Origin of the sequence: Rhizobacter sp. AJA081-3, from assembly GCF_017795745.1 — a bacterium.
GTDB lineage: Bacteria > Pseudomonadota > Gammaproteobacteria > Burkholderiales > Burkholderiaceae_C > Piscinibacter.
This window is the reverse complement of the sequence record NZ_CP059067.1, coordinates 3,962,524-3,979,156: the sequence shown is the minus strand read 5'-3', so window position 1 is coordinate 3,979,156 and position 16,633 is coordinate 3,962,524. Positions and strand designations below refer to the sequence as shown.

Here is a 16,633-nt window from a genome sequence, read left to right as displayed (position 1 = left end):
TTGGTCCTCGTTGTCATCGCACGTGCCACGGCGAACGCGCAGGAGCCGCCTACTTTGCCAGAGCCGCTGCCGTGGCGCGCGGCGGTGAGCCGCATGCTCACTGGCGAGCCTTTGGTCGTTTTCGAAGCTGAACCGAATGACGTTCCGCTGCTCGCACACGATAAGCCTTGGCACGTCACGCTGCTCGTCCCGTGGGCCGGTTCGGTTCGTATGGGAGCGTTCTGCCAGGGAACACTGGTTGCGAAGCGCTGGGTGTTGACCGCGGCTTCCTGTGTGTGCGGCGCCTCGTTGAAGCTGCCCGAGATGATGGCGTTCCTTCGCGAAAATACTGGTTCCCGTTACGGCCAATCTGTACCGGTGACAGGGGCGTGGGTCTACCACGAGAGGCCGGGCGGGCCGCCGCGGGCTTGCTGGAAGAAGCCTGCCTTCGAGCAGGAGGACATCGCCGAAGGACTCGAGCCGGTCGTCACGCCGCCGAGCAGCGCCGATCTCGCTGTGCTCGAGCTGGACCACAGCGTGAGCCACAGCAATGAACACATCGGAGTGCTCGGTGCCGAACCCAACGAACGCCTGCTTGAGTCGCTTGCGCCGGGGGGTGACGCGCCGAAACGACTCGTGCCGTTTGAGTTCGTGAGGTGGGCACAACGAACGACGAGGAATGCAGTCATCTACATGCGGCACGCCGTGCCGCTCACGGCGGCCTGGACAACTACGACTCCCAACACGTGTGCCCCTTCAGGCATTGTGGGTCCACCGAAGTGGCAGTGGTGCGGCGACTTCGGCGCAGCCAGGTCGGGTTCCGACGCCGATGCGCTCGCCGGAAGCGGAATCGTCCTTGCCGACCATCGGCGGCCCCTACTTGCGGCGCTCTGGGGCGGTCCGGGTCCTGACCAGCAAATAACGTACTTGTCCACCGCCCACGTGCAGACACCACCGGTCACCGAACACTCAACTATCGCTTCGACGCTGAAGGACTTCATCGCCAACCCGCAGAGAGTTGGCCCATGGGTTTCGTTGCCGGATGTGAAGACGACCTACACCTTGAAGCCGCGCAAGGACTTCAGCGCCGATGCGAACGCGCCTTCCTCGCCCTACCGCGCGGCGCACCCTCGGCCGCCCTGATCACAGACGATTTGGACTACCAACAGGAGTTCGCACCGGTTCAATTTCACTTCGGGCAGAACTGCGCCTTGACCATCTCGGCCAAGCCGAGCCACCTCTGGAGAACCACGTATGACCATCACCAACGAGATGACCAAACGCGCTCAGAAGTTCGAGGGTACTGTCCCATACATGTACCTCGATACCGCTGGGAAAGTGACCGTCGGGACGGGACATATGTTGCCGTCGGCGGCGGCAGCGGCCAAGCTTCCCTTCAGCGTTGTCGCCGTTGGAAAGGCGGCCACTGTCGCTCAGATTGAGGCAGAACATGCGCTGATGTTGCAGCAGACTCCGGGTAAACCAGCCAGCTACTACAAGACCTTTCGAACTCTTGAGATGTCGGCTACCGATATGGAGAGTGTGCTGACTGCCGATTTGGGCGGGAGCGAAACGAGCCTGAAGTCGATCTTCGCCGACTATCGAGACTTCCCGAATCCTGCCAAGGAGGCACTTGTCGATCTGTGTTTCAACCTCGGCAAGGCTGGCCTGCTAAGGTTTACGAACCTGGTAGACGCATGCCGAAAGCTGGATTGGACAACCGCGGCGCAGGAATCCGACCGCAATGGGGTGCCGGCAGCCCGAAACGACGAGATTCGCGCCCTCTTTGAAAGCGCCGCCGCCATGCTCGCGTTCGAGCAGCCTCGGCAACTATCTCTAAGCGCTGGGTCGCTTCTACGCACGGCGATCAGAAGCCTCTCGGCAGGTATCGAAACTGGCATTGACGCGTGGCGCGTCGTAATGCCTGAAGGTGGCTCAATTGAAGTTGAGGTTACGGCGACCAGCGCTCGTGTTCGTCTTTCTGGGCTGACAGAGAGCAGTCGGAGGAAGGCAAGTGAATTGAGCTTCGACGAGCCGGAGATGCTGTCGAGTGGGCGAGTCGTGCCGACATACGCGGTGGACCCAGCGCCCCCCCCGTCCGTCGCGGTCAGAGCTACGCCGTTCGAGGCTCTTCCCCTGTCGCAATCAGGCGGTGCACTGCCGACAGACAATGCCGGCGAGTATCGGGCTATGTACCAAGGCTGTGTTTGGAAACCGAGTTACTCGACCTTTGGACAAGGTGTTCGGCCAGGTCCAAAGGATCACGATGGCGTTGACTTGTATGCGCCAGTCGGAACTAAGGTGGTTGCTGTGCTGAAAGGGACAGCTTACTACTACAAGGATGATGGTTCTGAGTTTGGCAACCGCGTAACGCTAGTCTTCAAGAACGGGGCCGACGTTTGGTTCTTCCTCTACGGACATCTACAGGACTTCACTGCCGCAGAACTCGCCAACGACAAGAAGAGCGTCCTATCCGGTACGGTCCTTGGACGTGTTGGCTGTAGCGGAAATGCCGGCTACAACTGCGATATCGTTGTTTGCAACGTTGCATCCACTCACTTGCATCTTTCGTTGGTCAAGGAAGCGACAAAAAAGGCCTTCGATATCGTCACCGCTACAGGCTGGACGATCGCGACGCCGTAGGTCGGCGAGTTGGAGTGCTCCCAAGTCGCAGTGCACGCAAGGTTGGTTGGCATCGGCGTGGATCTGTAAAACCCATCGCCGCACGATGAGGGCGCTGGATGTGAGCCGTCATCGGACGCCAGAGGCACTCGGCCACTCGAATCTAAGAAGCTTGGCGGTCTTCGGAGCCACAATTCCGACCGCTTAGAAGTTTGGAAGGCTCCGACGGCCGCAAGCGTGTGCTGACCGTACTCGTGCTATGGCGCCGGGCGAGAACACGGCGCCCTTTGGTGAACTCTGGAGCTCTCGGACCAGCGGTGACACGAGGGGAGGCGATTCGAGCGTGAGCAGAACAAGCCAAGCTGCCTTTTTGACTGCGTACCATCGCAGTGCAGGTTGTAGGCATTGGGGGCGGGTGGGTCGTGGGCCCCCTCATGATCGTTCGCCGCCCGGTAGGCTGATGCAGATCAGCCTGTACTTAGTCGGACGTAGGAATCTCTGACTCGCCCCATCAATACGACTAGCGCGTGGCGCACCGCCCCCGCGTCTCCCGTACCTTGCCGTTCGACAGCTCGCCGTCAGGTCTCATAAACTAGTGTGGCACGCAATCTGAAGCTGTTTTACCCACCTGTTGCTGGCTCCAATACGCCGCACATGGGTCGCTGCATTACGGCAGTCGGTGCCAACTACCGCTAGGCAAGCCTAAGGAAGGCTACGCCATGGCTGCCATGGCTGAACGACCATACGTCGCGGCCCGAGCGCGCACCCCGGGCTACGGCTGGACGGCGAAGTAGAACTCGCCTGTCAGTTCCGCGTAGATGGACGGCACTTGCTGGCCGTTCGTCTCTGCGGATACAGCACTCGCCACCCACTCCATCGCGTTCTTGATGTTGACATTGGGCGTCTTGATGGCCTTGAGGAAATTGGCTGTGAAGAGACCGTTTTCCCCATCACCATCATCAGCCGTCTGGTTCGCGCCAGCCGCATAGATGATCAGCGACCCAGTCGCCACGGTCTTGGGCGCCGTCAGGCCAGCGGCAATCGAGCGCGATGAACTGGCGATCTGAGGCACCTCTCGACACGCATCAGCGACGATCATCGAGAACCGTGTACCCGCTGACTTCATCATTGGTGCGAGGACCTGTTCAATGTCGAGTGCCTTGCTGCGCGCCAGCTGCCCATCCTTGGCGTAGCTCGAAAGAAAGTCGATGGGCAGCAACAGGTTGCTGTTCTCGATCGAGATGCCGTGCCCCGCGAAATAGACCAGACCCACATCACCCTTGCGAAGGTTGCTCTTGAATCGATTCAGCAGTTGGAGTGTTTGCACATGGTTCAGGTCATAGCCGCTGATGACATTGAATGAAAGCGACTTCAGTGCAGCCTCGATGTCCCGCGCATCCTTTGATGCATTGCGGAGCACAGGAACACTGCGGTACTGACTGTTGCCAATAACCAGTGCGATTCGGCGTTCCGACTGCATCGCCGCAAGGATCTTCGGATCGATGCCCGCTGCACTGGCCGCAATCGGGTTCACAGTCTTTCGTGAACCAGTCCGCGGCACGGCCGTCGCATCGAGGAGGTCAGGCCTTTTGTCCGCAAGGACATCAATCGTTCGAACCTGCTGCTGGACCCGAAGGACCGCGGCCGATACGGCTTGGTTGGGCGAGGTCAACATCTTGTCCGCGGTCGAATACCGCTTGAACGCCAACTCAGGCTGCCCGTCTATTTCGTCGCACAGTCCGACGTTGTAGTGCAACGAGACTGACTGCTGCTCCTGCAGGTACACATCGCGGAACGCCTGACAAGCCCGGTCAGCGCGTCCGGCGGCAGCAAACTTGATCGCACCATCGAACTTCTCCTTGGCCCGGGCATCGTTGATGCCATCGCCGTTCGACAGCCATTCGATCTTGACCGTTTTCTGTCCCGGGACAATCTGGTCCTTGATCTGTTCACCTGCCAACCGATAGGCGTTGCTGAGCAAGTCCGCCGGACTCGTAATCGGGCCGCCGATGTTACGGTTTAGATTGGCCGCCAACCGGTCTAAGAAATTTCCCTCGGTAGCCTGCGGTCTGACTCGCTTTCCCTCACAAGCATAGTCAGCATCGTTCGCCTGTACTGTCTTCCTCATAAGTACTTCGCCAGTGGCAGACGTCAGCCTGTAGTTCACTGTGACCGAGGCGGAGTTCTTGACGCAAGGTACCGCGACCTCCGTGTAGCTCTGGCACTCCTGATAGTTGCGCCCCTTCTTGTCCTGCTTGGTCACTTCACGCGCGCATACAGACTTCGTTTCCTTGTAAGGCTCGGACTTGCTCAAGGCAGATGCGACCTCACCTGCGAGTACTGCGTCCACGCCGAGTCGCTTTGCAGCGCTCGTCAGACCAGCCTGATCGCCAATGCTGCGAGCGACAGAGCGTGTCCGGTCCGCTCCGACAACGGATACGGTGTTCTGTCTTGATTGGCTCTTGTCGGTCAACGCGACATTGGCGATCGCGGTCTCCACGGACCGACTGAAGGCTTCAGACTGATCGCGCTCAAACGGCACTACAGCGATCGACTTGACTGCCGCCACGTGAGCATCGACAGGGGCGGTGTAAATCTGTACCTCAGCCGTAGGCCCCTTGGCCGGAGTGACACATCCCGCAAGCAGAGTTGCCAGCACCGTAAGCGATGCGCTCGACTTCAGACGCTCAGTCATCATGCTTCGCCCCCCCTTCAGGCAACAAATAGCCAACATTGACGCTGGATCATGCAGCATTCCCTTGCCCTGGCCCACCCCTCAATCGGTTGTCGGCATTGGCACATCGATCGCCACAGGCTGCTGAACTGCCTTGGGACTGAAGGAGCCCGGCCCCGGGGTTGCAGTTGGACGCTTCAACCGACGAACGTGCACCGAGAGCCCAGTGGCGGCCCCATGTCGGGGTCCCTGACGCACGCCGAAAGGCTCCTCATGGTGCACCGCACCGAGAACTGTCGGCAACGGGAGCCGATCTCCCTTAAGTCACTTTATGCGACGCACCCACCCCGGGATTCACCTGAGACGCGCGGTGTGGAATCCGCTAGCGATACACGTTGGGCGCAAGTTGCGTCTCCACGGCCACGCAACGGTACAGGGCTGCACTTTCCCCCAGTGCCGGCTGAGCAAGAACACGCCCCAGGGTTTGCCCTGGGCATCGCTGAATTGAGGGAGTTCCCAATCTGGCGCCTAGCCGCAATACTCTGCTACAAATGTCGCCTTGACGCACTCAGGGTGAACTGTGGGAGGGCAGTCTGCACCACATAGGTAGCAGGCTCCTTTGAGCCAAAAGGTGCTACCGATGCGACTATCTGGTCATTTTCTGCTCGTTTGCTTGACCTGTTGCCTGGCAACCGGGGTAGTGGCGGAGTCGAGTCAGACAGGGGTGGTCGACCTCCGCGATCGAGCGTTCACCTCTCAGGACGTGGTCAACGCCCTGACCGCGCCCGCGGCGGCCTCGAGCTCCGGGACAACCCGCAAGAAGCGAGGCTTAGCGGTTGTTGCTGCCGACGGGCAGCTCGCAGCGCCCGAAACTCCGCCGCCGCGACGCGCGCTGTCCATCCAACTGCAGTTCGAGTTCGACTCGGCACGGCTGACGGACGATGCGCTGGCCAAGCTTGACGCAGTAGGCAGTGCGTTGCAGTCGACCGCGCTCCGAACGGCCCGCTTCAAAGTTAGTGGGCACTCCGATGCTGCGGGCCGTGCCGACTACAACCTGGCACTCTCCAAGCGTAGGGCGGAGGCCGTTCGCACGTATCTGGTCGCCCGCCATGGCGTCGAAGCCGAGCGACTCGCCGCCCTCGGCAAGGGTGCCGATGACCTGTTGGATCCCTCGGACCCCCGCAGTGCGGTCAATCGGAGGGTTCAGTTTGAAACCATCGACTGACGATTGAACTGTTGGCATGGCGACAGCACCCCACGAGAGCATCAATTTGGAGAGCACACCATGTCGACACTGAAAACTCTGGCCGCGCTGCTGGTTTCTGGCATCACGCTGGCTCCCGTGGCGGGTCTGGCCCAGCAGGCGACCGATGATCTGGGTGCGAAGGCGCTGTTCTACAACGCCAGTGGGGCGGTGGTCAGCGTCCCCAGCAAGACGTCGGCGCCCCCGAAGGAAGTTGTCGCAGCACCTCGCAAGGCACCCCCTGTGCTCGCCCTGAGAGCATCAGTGCTCCTGGTGGCGGCCGATGGTGGCACCCGAGAGGTCAAGCCGAGCCACGCCTTCAAGACCGGAGATCGGATCAAGCTGTCCTTTGCGGCAAACCGGTCCGGGTTCTTCTATCTCGCAACGGTCGGTTCGTCCGGCAAGGTACAGATCCTTGCGCCCAGGCGTGGGGAGCCCGCGACCCTGGAAGCGGGGTACCGGTACCAGTATCCCGCCTCGCCCACGGGCTACTTCAAGTTTGACGGAGCTCCCGGCAAGGAGGTGTTGTGGGCCGTCCTGGCCGACGAGCCGTTGACTGCCATTGACCTGGGCGAGGGTCGAATTGCCCAAGTTCAACGGGCTGAGGGATCCACACCTGTTCAGCAATCGGTGGCCAGCGTGGCGAACGAATTCGCAGGCAAGGACCTCGTGTTCGAGGAAGACAGCGAAGCGGCCTACGCCTCCGTCAAGCCAAGCGCCATGAAGCCCGGTGGCACGCCCGCGAAGCCGAAGGTCATGGTCAGGCTCGTGCTCGACCACCAGTAGTCTTGCTGACTCGACGAGGGCATCTGCTCTCGTCGCAGTGTCCTATCAATCCACAACGCAAAGAAGCGAGTCTCGAAATGCCCGGAAATCACTTGATCGTCGGCTTGGGGGGCACTGGTGGCCGAATCATTCGCGAGATCCGCAAGACGCTCGCGAGTACGCCGCAGGACAGGCTGGCCGGCACGCATTTCGAGTTTCTCTACGTCGACAGCGACGGCGCCTTGATGAAGCCGGACGACCCGTCCTGGCGTGTCCTCGGGAAGTCTGTTCAGTTGGAGCGTCGCCAGACATTGAAGATTGGCGGTATGGCGACAAAGCCGATCCTTGAGGATCTGGACTCCTACCCGAACTTGAAGTCATGGCTCGGCGACATGGCTCAGATGCGAAAGTTCCTGGACGACAACGTCAATCCGCAGGCTGCTGCACAGCGCCGGCGCTACGGCCGTCTTCTCTTCGCCCACAGCGCTCCTGACTTCATCCGCGCCTGTCAGCAACTCAAGCGTGCGCTGTCCACCGCCTCCCGACAGGAGCAGATCACCGTCCACATTTGCTGCGGCATCGCTGGCGGTACCGGCGGCGGAGCCATCGTCGACGCCGTGGCACAAGTGCGCAAACACTTAGCGTCCAATGCGCTTTCTGGCAGCAGCACCCGCGGCGATCAGATCTCAGATGACCGTGTGTTGCTCTACCTGGTGTTGCCCGAACAGTTGCCGCCTGGGGGGTGGGACTCTGGCTTCTACCATGCCAACGGCTTTGCATCGCTGGTGGAACTCAACGCGATGGTTGCTGGCACCTATCGGCCAGCAGATGTTGCTGGCGACGGAAGCCCGATCAATATTGCCCAACCGGCGTTCAACGGAGCCTACCTAGTTCAGAACCGCAATATGGCAGGCCGAGTGATCGATGCAGAGCACGCCATGCCGCAGATCATTGCGGACTTCATCTTTCACAAGACCGTCTCGGCACAGACCTCCGAGGTCCTCAGAGCGGAGAACGCCGAGAACGGTGACTTTGCCGACGAACCGTCCGTCGACGGCGCAAACCAACATGAGCGATCCAAGCGATTCCTGACCTTCGGCATCCAAAGGCTCGTCGTTCCCACTGAAGAGATTCACGAGTACTTTACTTACCACTACGCTCATCGTGCGTCGAGGCAGTTCCTGTTCAATCACTGGGCCAATGGAATTGGCTACATCGATCGCAAGCAGAACATCGATTTCAACGCCATAGTCTCCGACCCCGCCAAGCTGGGCGGATGGCTTTTGTCTGACGAGCATCTGACGCTTTCTCGCCCGATATTGCCCACTGACGGCATCAATCCGGCGGGGCGTCAGACTTGGCAGCCGTTCGTGCAGTTCTGGCCCACAGTCGCCAATGCTGCGGCCATGGACATCAAGGCCAGTGACACCAAGCAGGAGGGCTGGATCACGGCGCTGCAGGCGGTACTCAACCAGATTCAGGCGCAAGGGTTCCGATCGGCAGGCATCGCAAACTTCTTTCTCCAGAAGAGCCAGGCCGTCACGCAGATGGCCGCTCAGGTGCGAGGCGCTGTCGAGAAGGAGCTCTTCACGACCTGGCGCAACGGCCAGTACGGCATAGCAGATCTACAGGCCCTGCTTGAGGCGCTCATTCGCCACGTGGACGGAAAGCTCAAGGCCGCGCCAGGCGCCGTGGCGACGCTGACCGATAGAGCCGATCAGAGTCGCAAGGCCCTTGCAGCCGTCATTCAAGAGAATTCGGGCGTGGGCCTGCTGTCAAAGTACCTGGGCAACAAGCGGGAAGCCTTGTTCGACGCGGCAAAGGAGCATCTCACCGTCGAGCACATTCACCGTACCAATGCTGAGGGCTGGACCTTTGCCCAGTCTCTCTTGCCTTTGGTTCTTCGGGAGCTAAACGGACTGCTGTCCGACATAACCGAGCTCTATGCGAGGATGCAGCGCACTGGAAGCCAGTTCGAGCAACAGTTCAACGCCCGCTTGCAGTCGCAAGCGGGTCGTGCAGCGGTGGATCCGCAGGCATATGAACACAAGACAAAGCTGTTTGATCTGACACCGCTGCAGTCGATTCGCGACACCTTATTGGCCGATCAGTCGCGGCAGAACGCTGATGCACAACTGTTTCGCGACGCGATCTTCAATGAGTTAGGGGGCGATGCGGGGTTCTCTACATTCCTTTCGCGCTTCCCGGAGGGGGCGCTGATGGAGAAGCTTGAGACGATGTGCGACACCGCTGCCGCCAGGGCGGTGGAGCAGTTGCCGCCTCCGCAACGTGCCACTTTGACGCCCAACATCGTCGAGAAACTGTCGCAGACCTACAGCGCTCAAGACAGTGGACTGATGAACTTCGTCCTTGAGAAGGTTTCGGCATCGGCTCCGTACGGCACCTTTGACAAGAGTGAGGTGTCCAAGGTTGGAGGCGGTACAAGCACTCCGGGTCAGGGAGTGAAGGAGACTTGCGTCATCGCTGTTCCGGCGTCGGCCAACGCCAGTGCATTCCGGTCCACGCTGGTGGACACTTTCCGCGGACAGCTTCCGCCCTCCATCGAGTCGGTTCGGGTCCATGACACCGGGGTGCCGGACAACGAGGTCACGATCTACCAGATCCACAACCTGTATCCGGTGCGTTGGCTGTCTCACACAGCGTTCCTCCGGGACAAGTACAACCTGCTCACCAAGAACAATCCTTCGGCGGCGTACTTCGTACATGGCGAAGGCGCTCTTCGAGACTTCGCACCCCTGTTCATTCCTTCGGCCACGGCGCTGACGGCCTCGATCGTGCCTCATCTCCTGGTTGCGTTCGCGGCCGAAATTCTTCACAAGGCCAAGAATGCGACCACTGGCCGTGAGGAGATCGTGTGCACCTATACCGACAGTGACGGGTATGAGGTGCGGGTATCGGTGGGCGCTAGCGAGAAGGAAGCTCTGGCGAAGATCCCTTCAGAGACCGCCCTACTGATCAAGCGGCGGGTGGAGGAGATGCTCGCCTCTGAAGAGTTCCGCCTGGCTGAGGCGCGTGAGGCGCTCTACAAGAAGGCGGTTGCGTTCATCAACGGCTACAAGGACAGCATCTTGCATGGCGATGCCAGCAGCAGCGAATACCTCAAGCTGCGTCAGGACGGCCAGGAGGCAAAGAGCCGATTGCTCAAGCTTGCTTGAACCGAGCCGGGCTCACATGCACCTCATGGGGGTGTTGGGCGCGATTCCACGAACTTAATAGGCGAGGGACTAAATGGGTAAGTACATCTGCCGCAACTACGGGAGCTGCGCCAAGGCCGACGCGCGGGAGGAGATCGAACTGGCGCCCGGAGCGGAGCCGATCTGCGAGTGTGGATTCGAGCTCAAGCCGCTTGAGTCCGAGGCCCCCGAGGGGGGCAGCAAGAAGAAGCTGGTGCTGATCGTTGGCGGTGTTATGGCCGCTGCACTCTTGACGGGAGGCGGCTTCTGGATGACCAAGAAGGCCCAGCCAGTCTCTACCTCGTCTGCACCGCCTGCTCCGGCACCGCGGGCCACGGCGTCCGGGGTCGCACCGGACGCCGGCCAGCTCGCAAGGGCCAAGGAAGGCGTGGATGCATCCATCAAGGCTGGCGCGCTGGCGACGGACCAGCGGGTCGTCATTGCACGTGAGTTCATCAAGGCTGCCATCCCCTTGATGCAAGCCGGAAAGTGGGCCGACGCTCAAGTGCAGTTGGACAAGGCGAAGGCGGAGTTCGCCGATGAGCCGCTCATCTATGTCAATCAGGCCGTTCTCAGCCTCAAGCAGTCCAAGAGCGGCGATGCGCTGACTCACCTGGAGACCGCGCTACAGAAGGGCTTCAGGGACTACTCGGTGCTCGAGTCCGACGTTGATCTGAAGCCGCTGACGTCGGGTGATGGCTACAAAAGGCTGATTGCCCGTTACCCGGCAAAGTAGGCGACTCGGGACGAATGGCATGGCACGCGCGTATACCTGCACGAACTACGGGGGCTGCACCAGCGCGGGCGTGCCTCAGACAGGCGTTGGATCAGGAGGGACCTGCCCCTATTGCGGCGGCACACTCCTGGCCAAGGGAAACGCACGGAGCACTAGGGGCGTTGTGCCGTTGGTGAAGTGGGGACTGGTGGCGCTGCTGGGTCTGGTGGCGCTCGTTGTAGCCTGGAAAATGGTTCCCTCGACGGCTCAGTTGTTTGCACCCCAATACGAGATCCTCGGTCGCTGGCGTGCTGAACAGACCACCTTGCTGGATACGGCATTGCCGGTTGGTCCTTCCCTCGAGTTCACCAACGGTAGCGCCACCGTCCTGCAGTCTCAGGTGCCCGTCACGGCGTATGACCGCGACGGTGATCGTGTGCACGTAGTGGTGCCTGGCGGCGGCGGCATGGAGGTGTCGTTCACGTTCCGGTTCGAGGGGCAGGACAAGATCGTCTACGAGGGCCCCTTGGGCATCAGCATGCGGTATCGCCGCGTGAAGGATGCGCCGCAGTGAAGAAGTTTTTCGCAGCTTTGTGCGTGGCCGCGGTGATGGCTGTGACCGTGACGCATGCTCATGCTCAAGCGGGTCGTGCCAACCGGCACGCCCTGATCATCGGTGTGGGCAACTACGCCGACGCCAGGATCACGCCACTGCGGGGTGTCGCTCACGACATCGCCAATGCGACCCAGATGGCTCAGTCGATGGGCGTTCCCGCAGCCAACCTCAAGGTGCTAAAGGATCGGGAGGCGAGTTACGCCAACATCCGCAGAGAGTTGCGCGACCTAGCGGGCCGGGTGCGTGACGGAGACCGGGTCTTTCTGTACTACTCAGGACACGGCGCGCGCTTCGCACCGCAAGATGCACCCGCGACCTGCCGCGAGGCGCTGGTTCCAGCAGACGTGGACGCCGGTACCAAGTCAGGCATGCTGACGCAGGAGGACATCGCGTCTGACCTTGCGCCGGTCTATGCCAAAGCCGACAAGGTCTTCGTCTTCATTGATGCCTGCCATTCAGGCGGCGTCCGTTCGGTGACCCGGGGCGCCGGAACCGCTGATGGCTCCGAAGAGTGGACGCCGAAGTTCACCGCACTGGACTCACCCACCACATGCCGGATGATCAGCAACGTTCGTACAAGGTCGGTTTCCGAGGTCGCCCGGACTCGGGGAGCTCCGGGGCGAAACGTGGTGCAGTTGTCTTCGTCGCGGCCGGACGAAGTCTCGCTGGATAGTCCGCAGTCTGGCGGATTGGCGACATCGTCCTGGAAGTATTGCAGTACCTATGCCGAAGACACCGATGCCAGTGGCAACCTGTCTGTGGCCGAGATCGCGGCCTGCGTCCAGAAGCGGATCGATGAGCGACTCAAGGGCAACCCGCGGTTTAGTGGACAGAACCTTGTCATCGCGGGCAATACCGAGTTTGCGCCCGTGCTGAAGGAGGTGGTCGCCGAACCCGTCCGCAAGCCAGAGCCGGTGTTGTCGACGCCGCCCGTGGCGGCGCCTTCACCAACGCCGCAGGTGGCTCAGGCCGAGCCTGCAAGGCAGCGCTTTCCGTTGGAGAGCGTGGTGGCTCAAAGCGACGAGAGACATGTTGTCTCTGTGCGTCACACCTCGCAGCCCTTGCGCATCGGCCGCGACTACTTTGACCTTAGCGTGATCAGTTCTCGTGGTGGCTTTGTTTACCTGATTCTCCAGAGCAGCGACCAGGCAAGCACCTATGTGCTGTTTCCGAATGCCCTAGATCAGAACAACCGCATTCGAGCCGGAGAGTCCGTACAGTTGCCTCGCGCAAACTGGCGCCTGCTGTCGCGTGGGCCAGCGGGCACGAACCGCCTACTGGTCATGGTGACTGACTCGCCGAGGGACCTTTCGCGCCTGCGCGCGTTGCCGGAGGGGCCTTTTGTGCGAACACTCAATGACCTCTCAACGGCACAGTCGCTGGCTTGGGTGGTGGGTAGTTCAGCCAACGTACAGCGCCCTTCCTGCACGACGGGGTTCGCCAGCAAAGACCTGGTGGCTGTGGACGAGTGCTCGGACAGTTTCGGTGCCGCGCTTGTCGAGTTCCAGGAGCGCTGAACAGCAGCGCCCAAGGGAGACGCGCCGGGCAAGTCCCGCTGAGGCTACTGCCCCCGACCGAGTACTTGGCGTTTTGCACCTTCGCTGAACGCTCCACTATAGAGATTCAAAGACATGCGTACTGCACACCACTCTATGTCATGGGTCAATGCATTTGCTCTTGCGACGGGCGCAGCACTCCTGCAGCTTTCTGGTTGCGCCAATGCGCCGTCGGGAGTCAATCGGGTGCTGGGTCAGATCCCAGGCGTTTCGGTAGCCGTCGATGCAAACGAAGTAAAGAGCATCGCCGAGCGGATGGAGAACGACGAGTTGTCGGAACAGGAACTGAAAGAGATCGAGGAAAGGCCTCTACCTACTCCACCGGGCGTTTCCTACGAAGTGGCGCTGTTGCGGAGAGCCATCGCTGCGCTTGCTAGAGGAAACAATCAAGGCGTGGTGGACGCACGGGGCCTCATGCTGCGCCATGGCAAGAACCCGGACCTGCAGTACATGCTCGACGCCATGGCTGCACAAGCCGAGATGTTGCGCGGCAACCTGCAGACGGCGCTCCGGTACTTTCAGACCATTGAGCAAAAGCTCTATGCCGACGCACGCGATCAGACAAAGAACCTTCCGCCGGCATCGGTAGACCAGATCCTGGTTGCATTGAGTAGCCACGTTGTCGCTGCAGTTATGGCCGCTCAGCCGGAGGTTGCAGATCGCTTGTTGACCAACTACGTGGAACGGCAAGGAGGGTTCCCAGCGGCGCGTCCTTACATGCGCCACGCACTGGCCGTCAATGGGATGGCATCGCGGGCCAGTCTCGCGACGATTCGTGGTGACTACGAGGCGGGATACTCGCTGACCTCAAGAGCCGTTACGTTGCATCGGACCTGGCTGAAGTCAGCAAACCAGTTGTCCGAACAGGACGCCCGCGCAGCGCGCATGCTGGAACTGATGTTGGTGTCTGCGCTTGTCGACATGAGCGTGAATCGAGGAGATCTCGCTACGGCACGTATGCACCTCGATGAGTTGCGGTCTGTGGCCGGTGCGGTGAAGTCGACGAAACGCGTCGAAGCCATGGTCAGCCAGGCGGAAACTGCATTCCTGGTCGCCGCAGGCGACTATGCGGGCGCTTTGAGTGCGTTCCAGCGCGTGAAGTCCAGCCAGATCCTGTCGCAGCGCAATTCGCCATTGGTGCGAGTGAGCAATGCGATCAACGCTGGGCCGCTCATATTGCTTACGGGACAGCCACGTGAAGCCCTGAGTGCACTGTACGAAGCCGGTCCGCTTGATCAGTTCCAGGACGGGTATAACAAGGACTCCCTTCTGATGTGGATCGCGTCCATTGGTGCGTTGAACGATCGCTATGACGACCACCTTGCGCGGTTAGAGCGCATCGAGTCGAGGTACTCCCGGCTACCGGCTGGGAAAGCGGTCCTGATGTTCTATGGCGCGAAGGCGGTCGCGTATCACAAACGAGGAGTGAGTTCCAACAGTGCCCAGGACCAAGTTCGCGCAGTCGAGGCTGGGCGTCGATTCTCTGCCGCACTTCGACAGATCCGATCGTCCGGCGGCACTCGTGAGGCTGCCTACGCGCCTCCACTGATGCAATTCGTCAAGGAGGCTTATCTGAGCGCAGCGGTAGCGGCGCAAGGCCGTGGAGGTGTGTCTGTGGCAGATCTGCTGGACGCGCTGACACTGCTTCAGACCTCTGACACGGATGACGACATTGCTGCCGCGGCGCTGCGCCAGAAGCAAATTCCGGGTGTGACGGCCACGCAACTGCGCCAACTTCAAGATCTTCAGCAGGCGGCGCGAGGTGCGCAGCGCAAAGTCAGCGAGCTCTCCCGCTCGGCTGATGCTGATCCTGCACAGATGTCCGCCTTTGTCTCTGAGGCTGCGGCCAGCAGTGATCGGCTATCTCGGTACTTGACCGAACTCCAGCGCGGCGCTCCGTCGGTGGCACAGGCCTTTGGCGCGACGACGCCTACCTTGGCGGACATTCAGGCTCGTCTGGGTGCTCAGGAAGGCCTCCTGAGCTTTGCTTCCATCGGCGAGCAGACATTTGCAATGCTGATCACGAAGACTGGCATTGAGCAGCGTATGCTTGCGCTCAGTCCCTCGGAAGCCAAGGCATTGGTCAAGAAGGTCCGTGACAGTGTCACATTCAATGATGCTGTGCAGGCGCCGGCCTTCGATGTGGAGGCCTCCAAAGCCTTGCACGGCAAGTTGCTGGGCTGGGCCGCGCGCCCGCTGTCGGGCGTTCGACTGCTCACGGTGATCAGCAGCGGCACGCTCGGCTCGATTCCGTTCAGCCTGCTGCTAGAGCCGTCGGCTTCCGGCAACGACTATCGGACGATGCCTTGGTTGATCAGGTCAACCGCTGTGACACACATGCCTTCGCTGGCGTCTTGGTATGCGGTGTCATCGAACACCACCCCGGTGCGCAGCGGGAGCTTCATTGCCTGGGCGGACCCGGACTTCAGCGGCGCCGCTACGGGTTCTGGCACCAGCACCCGGGCCCTGCGAAAGGCTGTTCGTGCTGCCGACTCGCGTGGGCTGGAAGTCCGTCCAGGGCAGTTGCCGGCCAATCTGGGCGCGATGCTTCCTGCGCTACCTGAGACGAAGACCGAAGCTCAGGCGGTGGCTAGGGCGCTGCGCGCTTCGTCACAGACGGACGTGGTGGCGGGGGCCCAGGCCACGCGTTCGTCCGTCATAAGGGCCTCGCAGTCAGGCGCATTGGCACAGAAAGGCGTCGTGATGTTTGCTACGCACGGCCTGGCGCCGGCACAGGTGCCAGGTCTTCTGCAGCCGGCATTGGCCATGGCGCGCGAACCTGGCTCCACCCAGCCGTCGCTGCTGCAACTCGATGATGTGGTGGGTCTGCGCCTCAATGCCGACTGGGTACTGCTGAGTGCCTGCAACACTGCGTCTGCCGATCGGGCGGGCGGAGACGCGATGTCGGGCCTGGCGCGGGGATTCTTCTTTGCAGGTGCCCGAAGTCTGCTGGTGACTCACTGGGAGGTGGAGTCCGAAAGCGCAGCGGCCATCACCACCAAGACCATGGAGCGCTTTGCGGCCAACCCGCGCCTGAGCCGCGCCCAGGCGCTGCAGGAGACGTCCGTTGAGCTGATGGAGGCCAGACGCACGTCCCCTGAGTGGTCACACCCGGCTTTTTGGGCTGCATATGCACTGGTAGGCGACGGGCGACGTTCAGTGGGGGCAGCGCGGTAGTCGACCGGACCGGCTCGTGCCGTCGGCCCCGGACTGATGCAGGCGAGAGCTTGTTTGAACCACAGGGCTGGAAGGCGCACCACACGAGAGCC

At 61.1% G+C, this 16,633-nt stretch carries 10 protein-coding genes; 9 read left to right on the top strand and 1 reads right to left on the bottom strand.

Translation table 11 applies throughout. From position 1 onward, the window contains the following. The first annotated feature begins 93 nt into the window (after positions 1 to 93). Positions 94 to 1,122 carry a trypsin-like serine protease gene (locus HZ992_RS18895; protein ID WP_245213512.1) on the top strand — a complete coding sequence of 343 codons (1,029 nt, stop codon included), beginning with the start codon at positions 94 to 96 and terminating at the stop codon, positions 1,120 to 1,122. Positions 1,123 to 1,233: 111 nt separating this feature from the next. Beyond that, on the top strand, positions 1,234 to 2,622 hold the full coding sequence (locus HZ992_RS18890; RefSeq protein ID WP_209383361.1) for a peptidoglycan DD-metalloendopeptidase family protein: 1,389 nt from the start codon (positions 1,234 to 1,236) through the stop codon (positions 2,620 to 2,622). A gap of 751 nt (positions 2,623 to 3,373) precedes the next feature. Here HZ992_RS18890 and HZ992_RS18885 read toward each other — a convergent pair. After that, positions 3,374 to 5,299: a caspase family protein gene (locus tag HZ992_RS18885; RefSeq protein WP_209383360.1), complete on the bottom strand. Its 1,926-nt coding sequence runs from the start codon at positions 5,297 to 5,299 to the stop codon at positions 3,374 to 3,376. A gap of 700 nt (positions 5,300 to 5,999) precedes the next feature. Between HZ992_RS18885 and HZ992_RS18880 the strand changes: the two genes are divergently transcribed. The 7 genes from HZ992_RS18880 to HZ992_RS18850 all read left to right on the top strand — a co-directional run bounded on the left by HZ992_RS18880 (position 6,000) and on the right by HZ992_RS18850 (position 16,541). After that, positions 6,000 to 6,500, top strand: a complete 501-nt coding sequence (locus HZ992_RS18880; protein WP_209383359.1) for an OmpA family protein — start codon at positions 6,000 to 6,002, stop codon at positions 6,498 to 6,500. 60 nt (positions 6,501 to 6,560) lie between these two features. Further along, positions 6,561 to 7,304: a DUF4384 domain-containing protein gene (locus HZ992_RS18875; RefSeq protein WP_209383358.1), complete on the top strand. Its 744-nt coding sequence runs from the start codon at positions 6,561 to 6,563 to the stop codon at positions 7,302 to 7,304. Positions 7,305 to 7,306: 2 nt separating this feature from the next. After that, positions 7,307 to 10,459 (top strand): tubulin-like doman-containing protein, encoded by a 3,153-nt coding sequence (locus tag HZ992_RS18870; protein ID WP_209383357.1) that lies wholly within the window; start codon positions 7,307 to 7,309, stop codon positions 10,457 to 10,459. Between the two features lie 73 nt (positions 10,460 to 10,532). Continuing rightward, the gene (locus HZ992_RS18865; RefSeq protein WP_209383356.1) at positions 10,533 to 11,213 is read left to right on the top strand and encodes a flagellar basal body-associated FliL family protein; all 681 of its coding nucleotides are present in this window, start codon (positions 10,533 to 10,535) and stop codon (positions 11,211 to 11,213) included. Positions 11,214 to 11,400: 187 nt separating this feature from the next. Continuing rightward, positions 11,401 to 11,766 carry a hypothetical protein gene (locus tag HZ992_RS18860; RefSeq protein WP_209383355.1) on the top strand — a complete coding sequence of 122 codons (366 nt, stop codon included), beginning with the start codon at positions 11,401 to 11,403 and terminating at the stop codon, positions 11,764 to 11,766. Next, positions 11,763 to 13,325, top strand: a complete 1,563-nt coding sequence (locus HZ992_RS18855) for a caspase family protein (RefSeq protein ID WP_209383354.1) — start codon at positions 11,763 to 11,765, stop codon at positions 13,323 to 13,325. The genes HZ992_RS18860 and HZ992_RS18855 overlap by 4 nt, the downstream gene beginning before the upstream one ends. Before the next feature lie 135 nt (positions 13,326 to 13,460). Continuing rightward, on the top strand, positions 13,461 to 16,541 hold the full coding sequence (locus HZ992_RS18850; RefSeq protein ID WP_209383353.1) for a CHAT domain-containing protein: 3,081 nt from the start codon (positions 13,461 to 13,463) through the stop codon (positions 16,539 to 16,541). The last annotated feature ends 92 nt before the right edge of the window (positions 16,542 to 16,633 follow it).

Bases quoted from the DNA above. Each gene is read 5' to 3' on its own strand.
- HZ992_RS18865 (WP_209383356.1), top strand. From the start codon at position 10,533: ATGGGTAAGTACATCTGCCGCAACTACGGGAGCTGCGCCAAGGCCGAC.
- HZ992_RS18890 (WP_209383361.1), top strand. From the start codon at position 1,234: ATGACCATCACCAACGAGATGACCAAACGCGCTCAGAAGTTCGAGGGT.
- HZ992_RS18895 (WP_245213512.1), top strand. From the start codon at position 94: ATGCTCACTGGCGAGCCTTTGGTCGTTTTCGAAGCTGAACCGAATGAC.
- HZ992_RS18875 (WP_209383358.1), top strand. From the start codon at position 6,561: ATGTCGACACTGAAAACTCTGGCCGCGCTGCTGGTTTCTGGCATCACG.
- HZ992_RS18850 (WP_209383353.1), top strand. From the start codon at position 13,461: ATGTCATGGGTCAATGCATTTGCTCTTGCGACGGGCGCAGCACTCCTG.
- HZ992_RS18885 (WP_209383360.1), bottom strand. From the start codon at position 5,299: ATGATGACTGAGCGTCTGAAGTCGAGCGCATCGCTTACGGTGCTGGCA.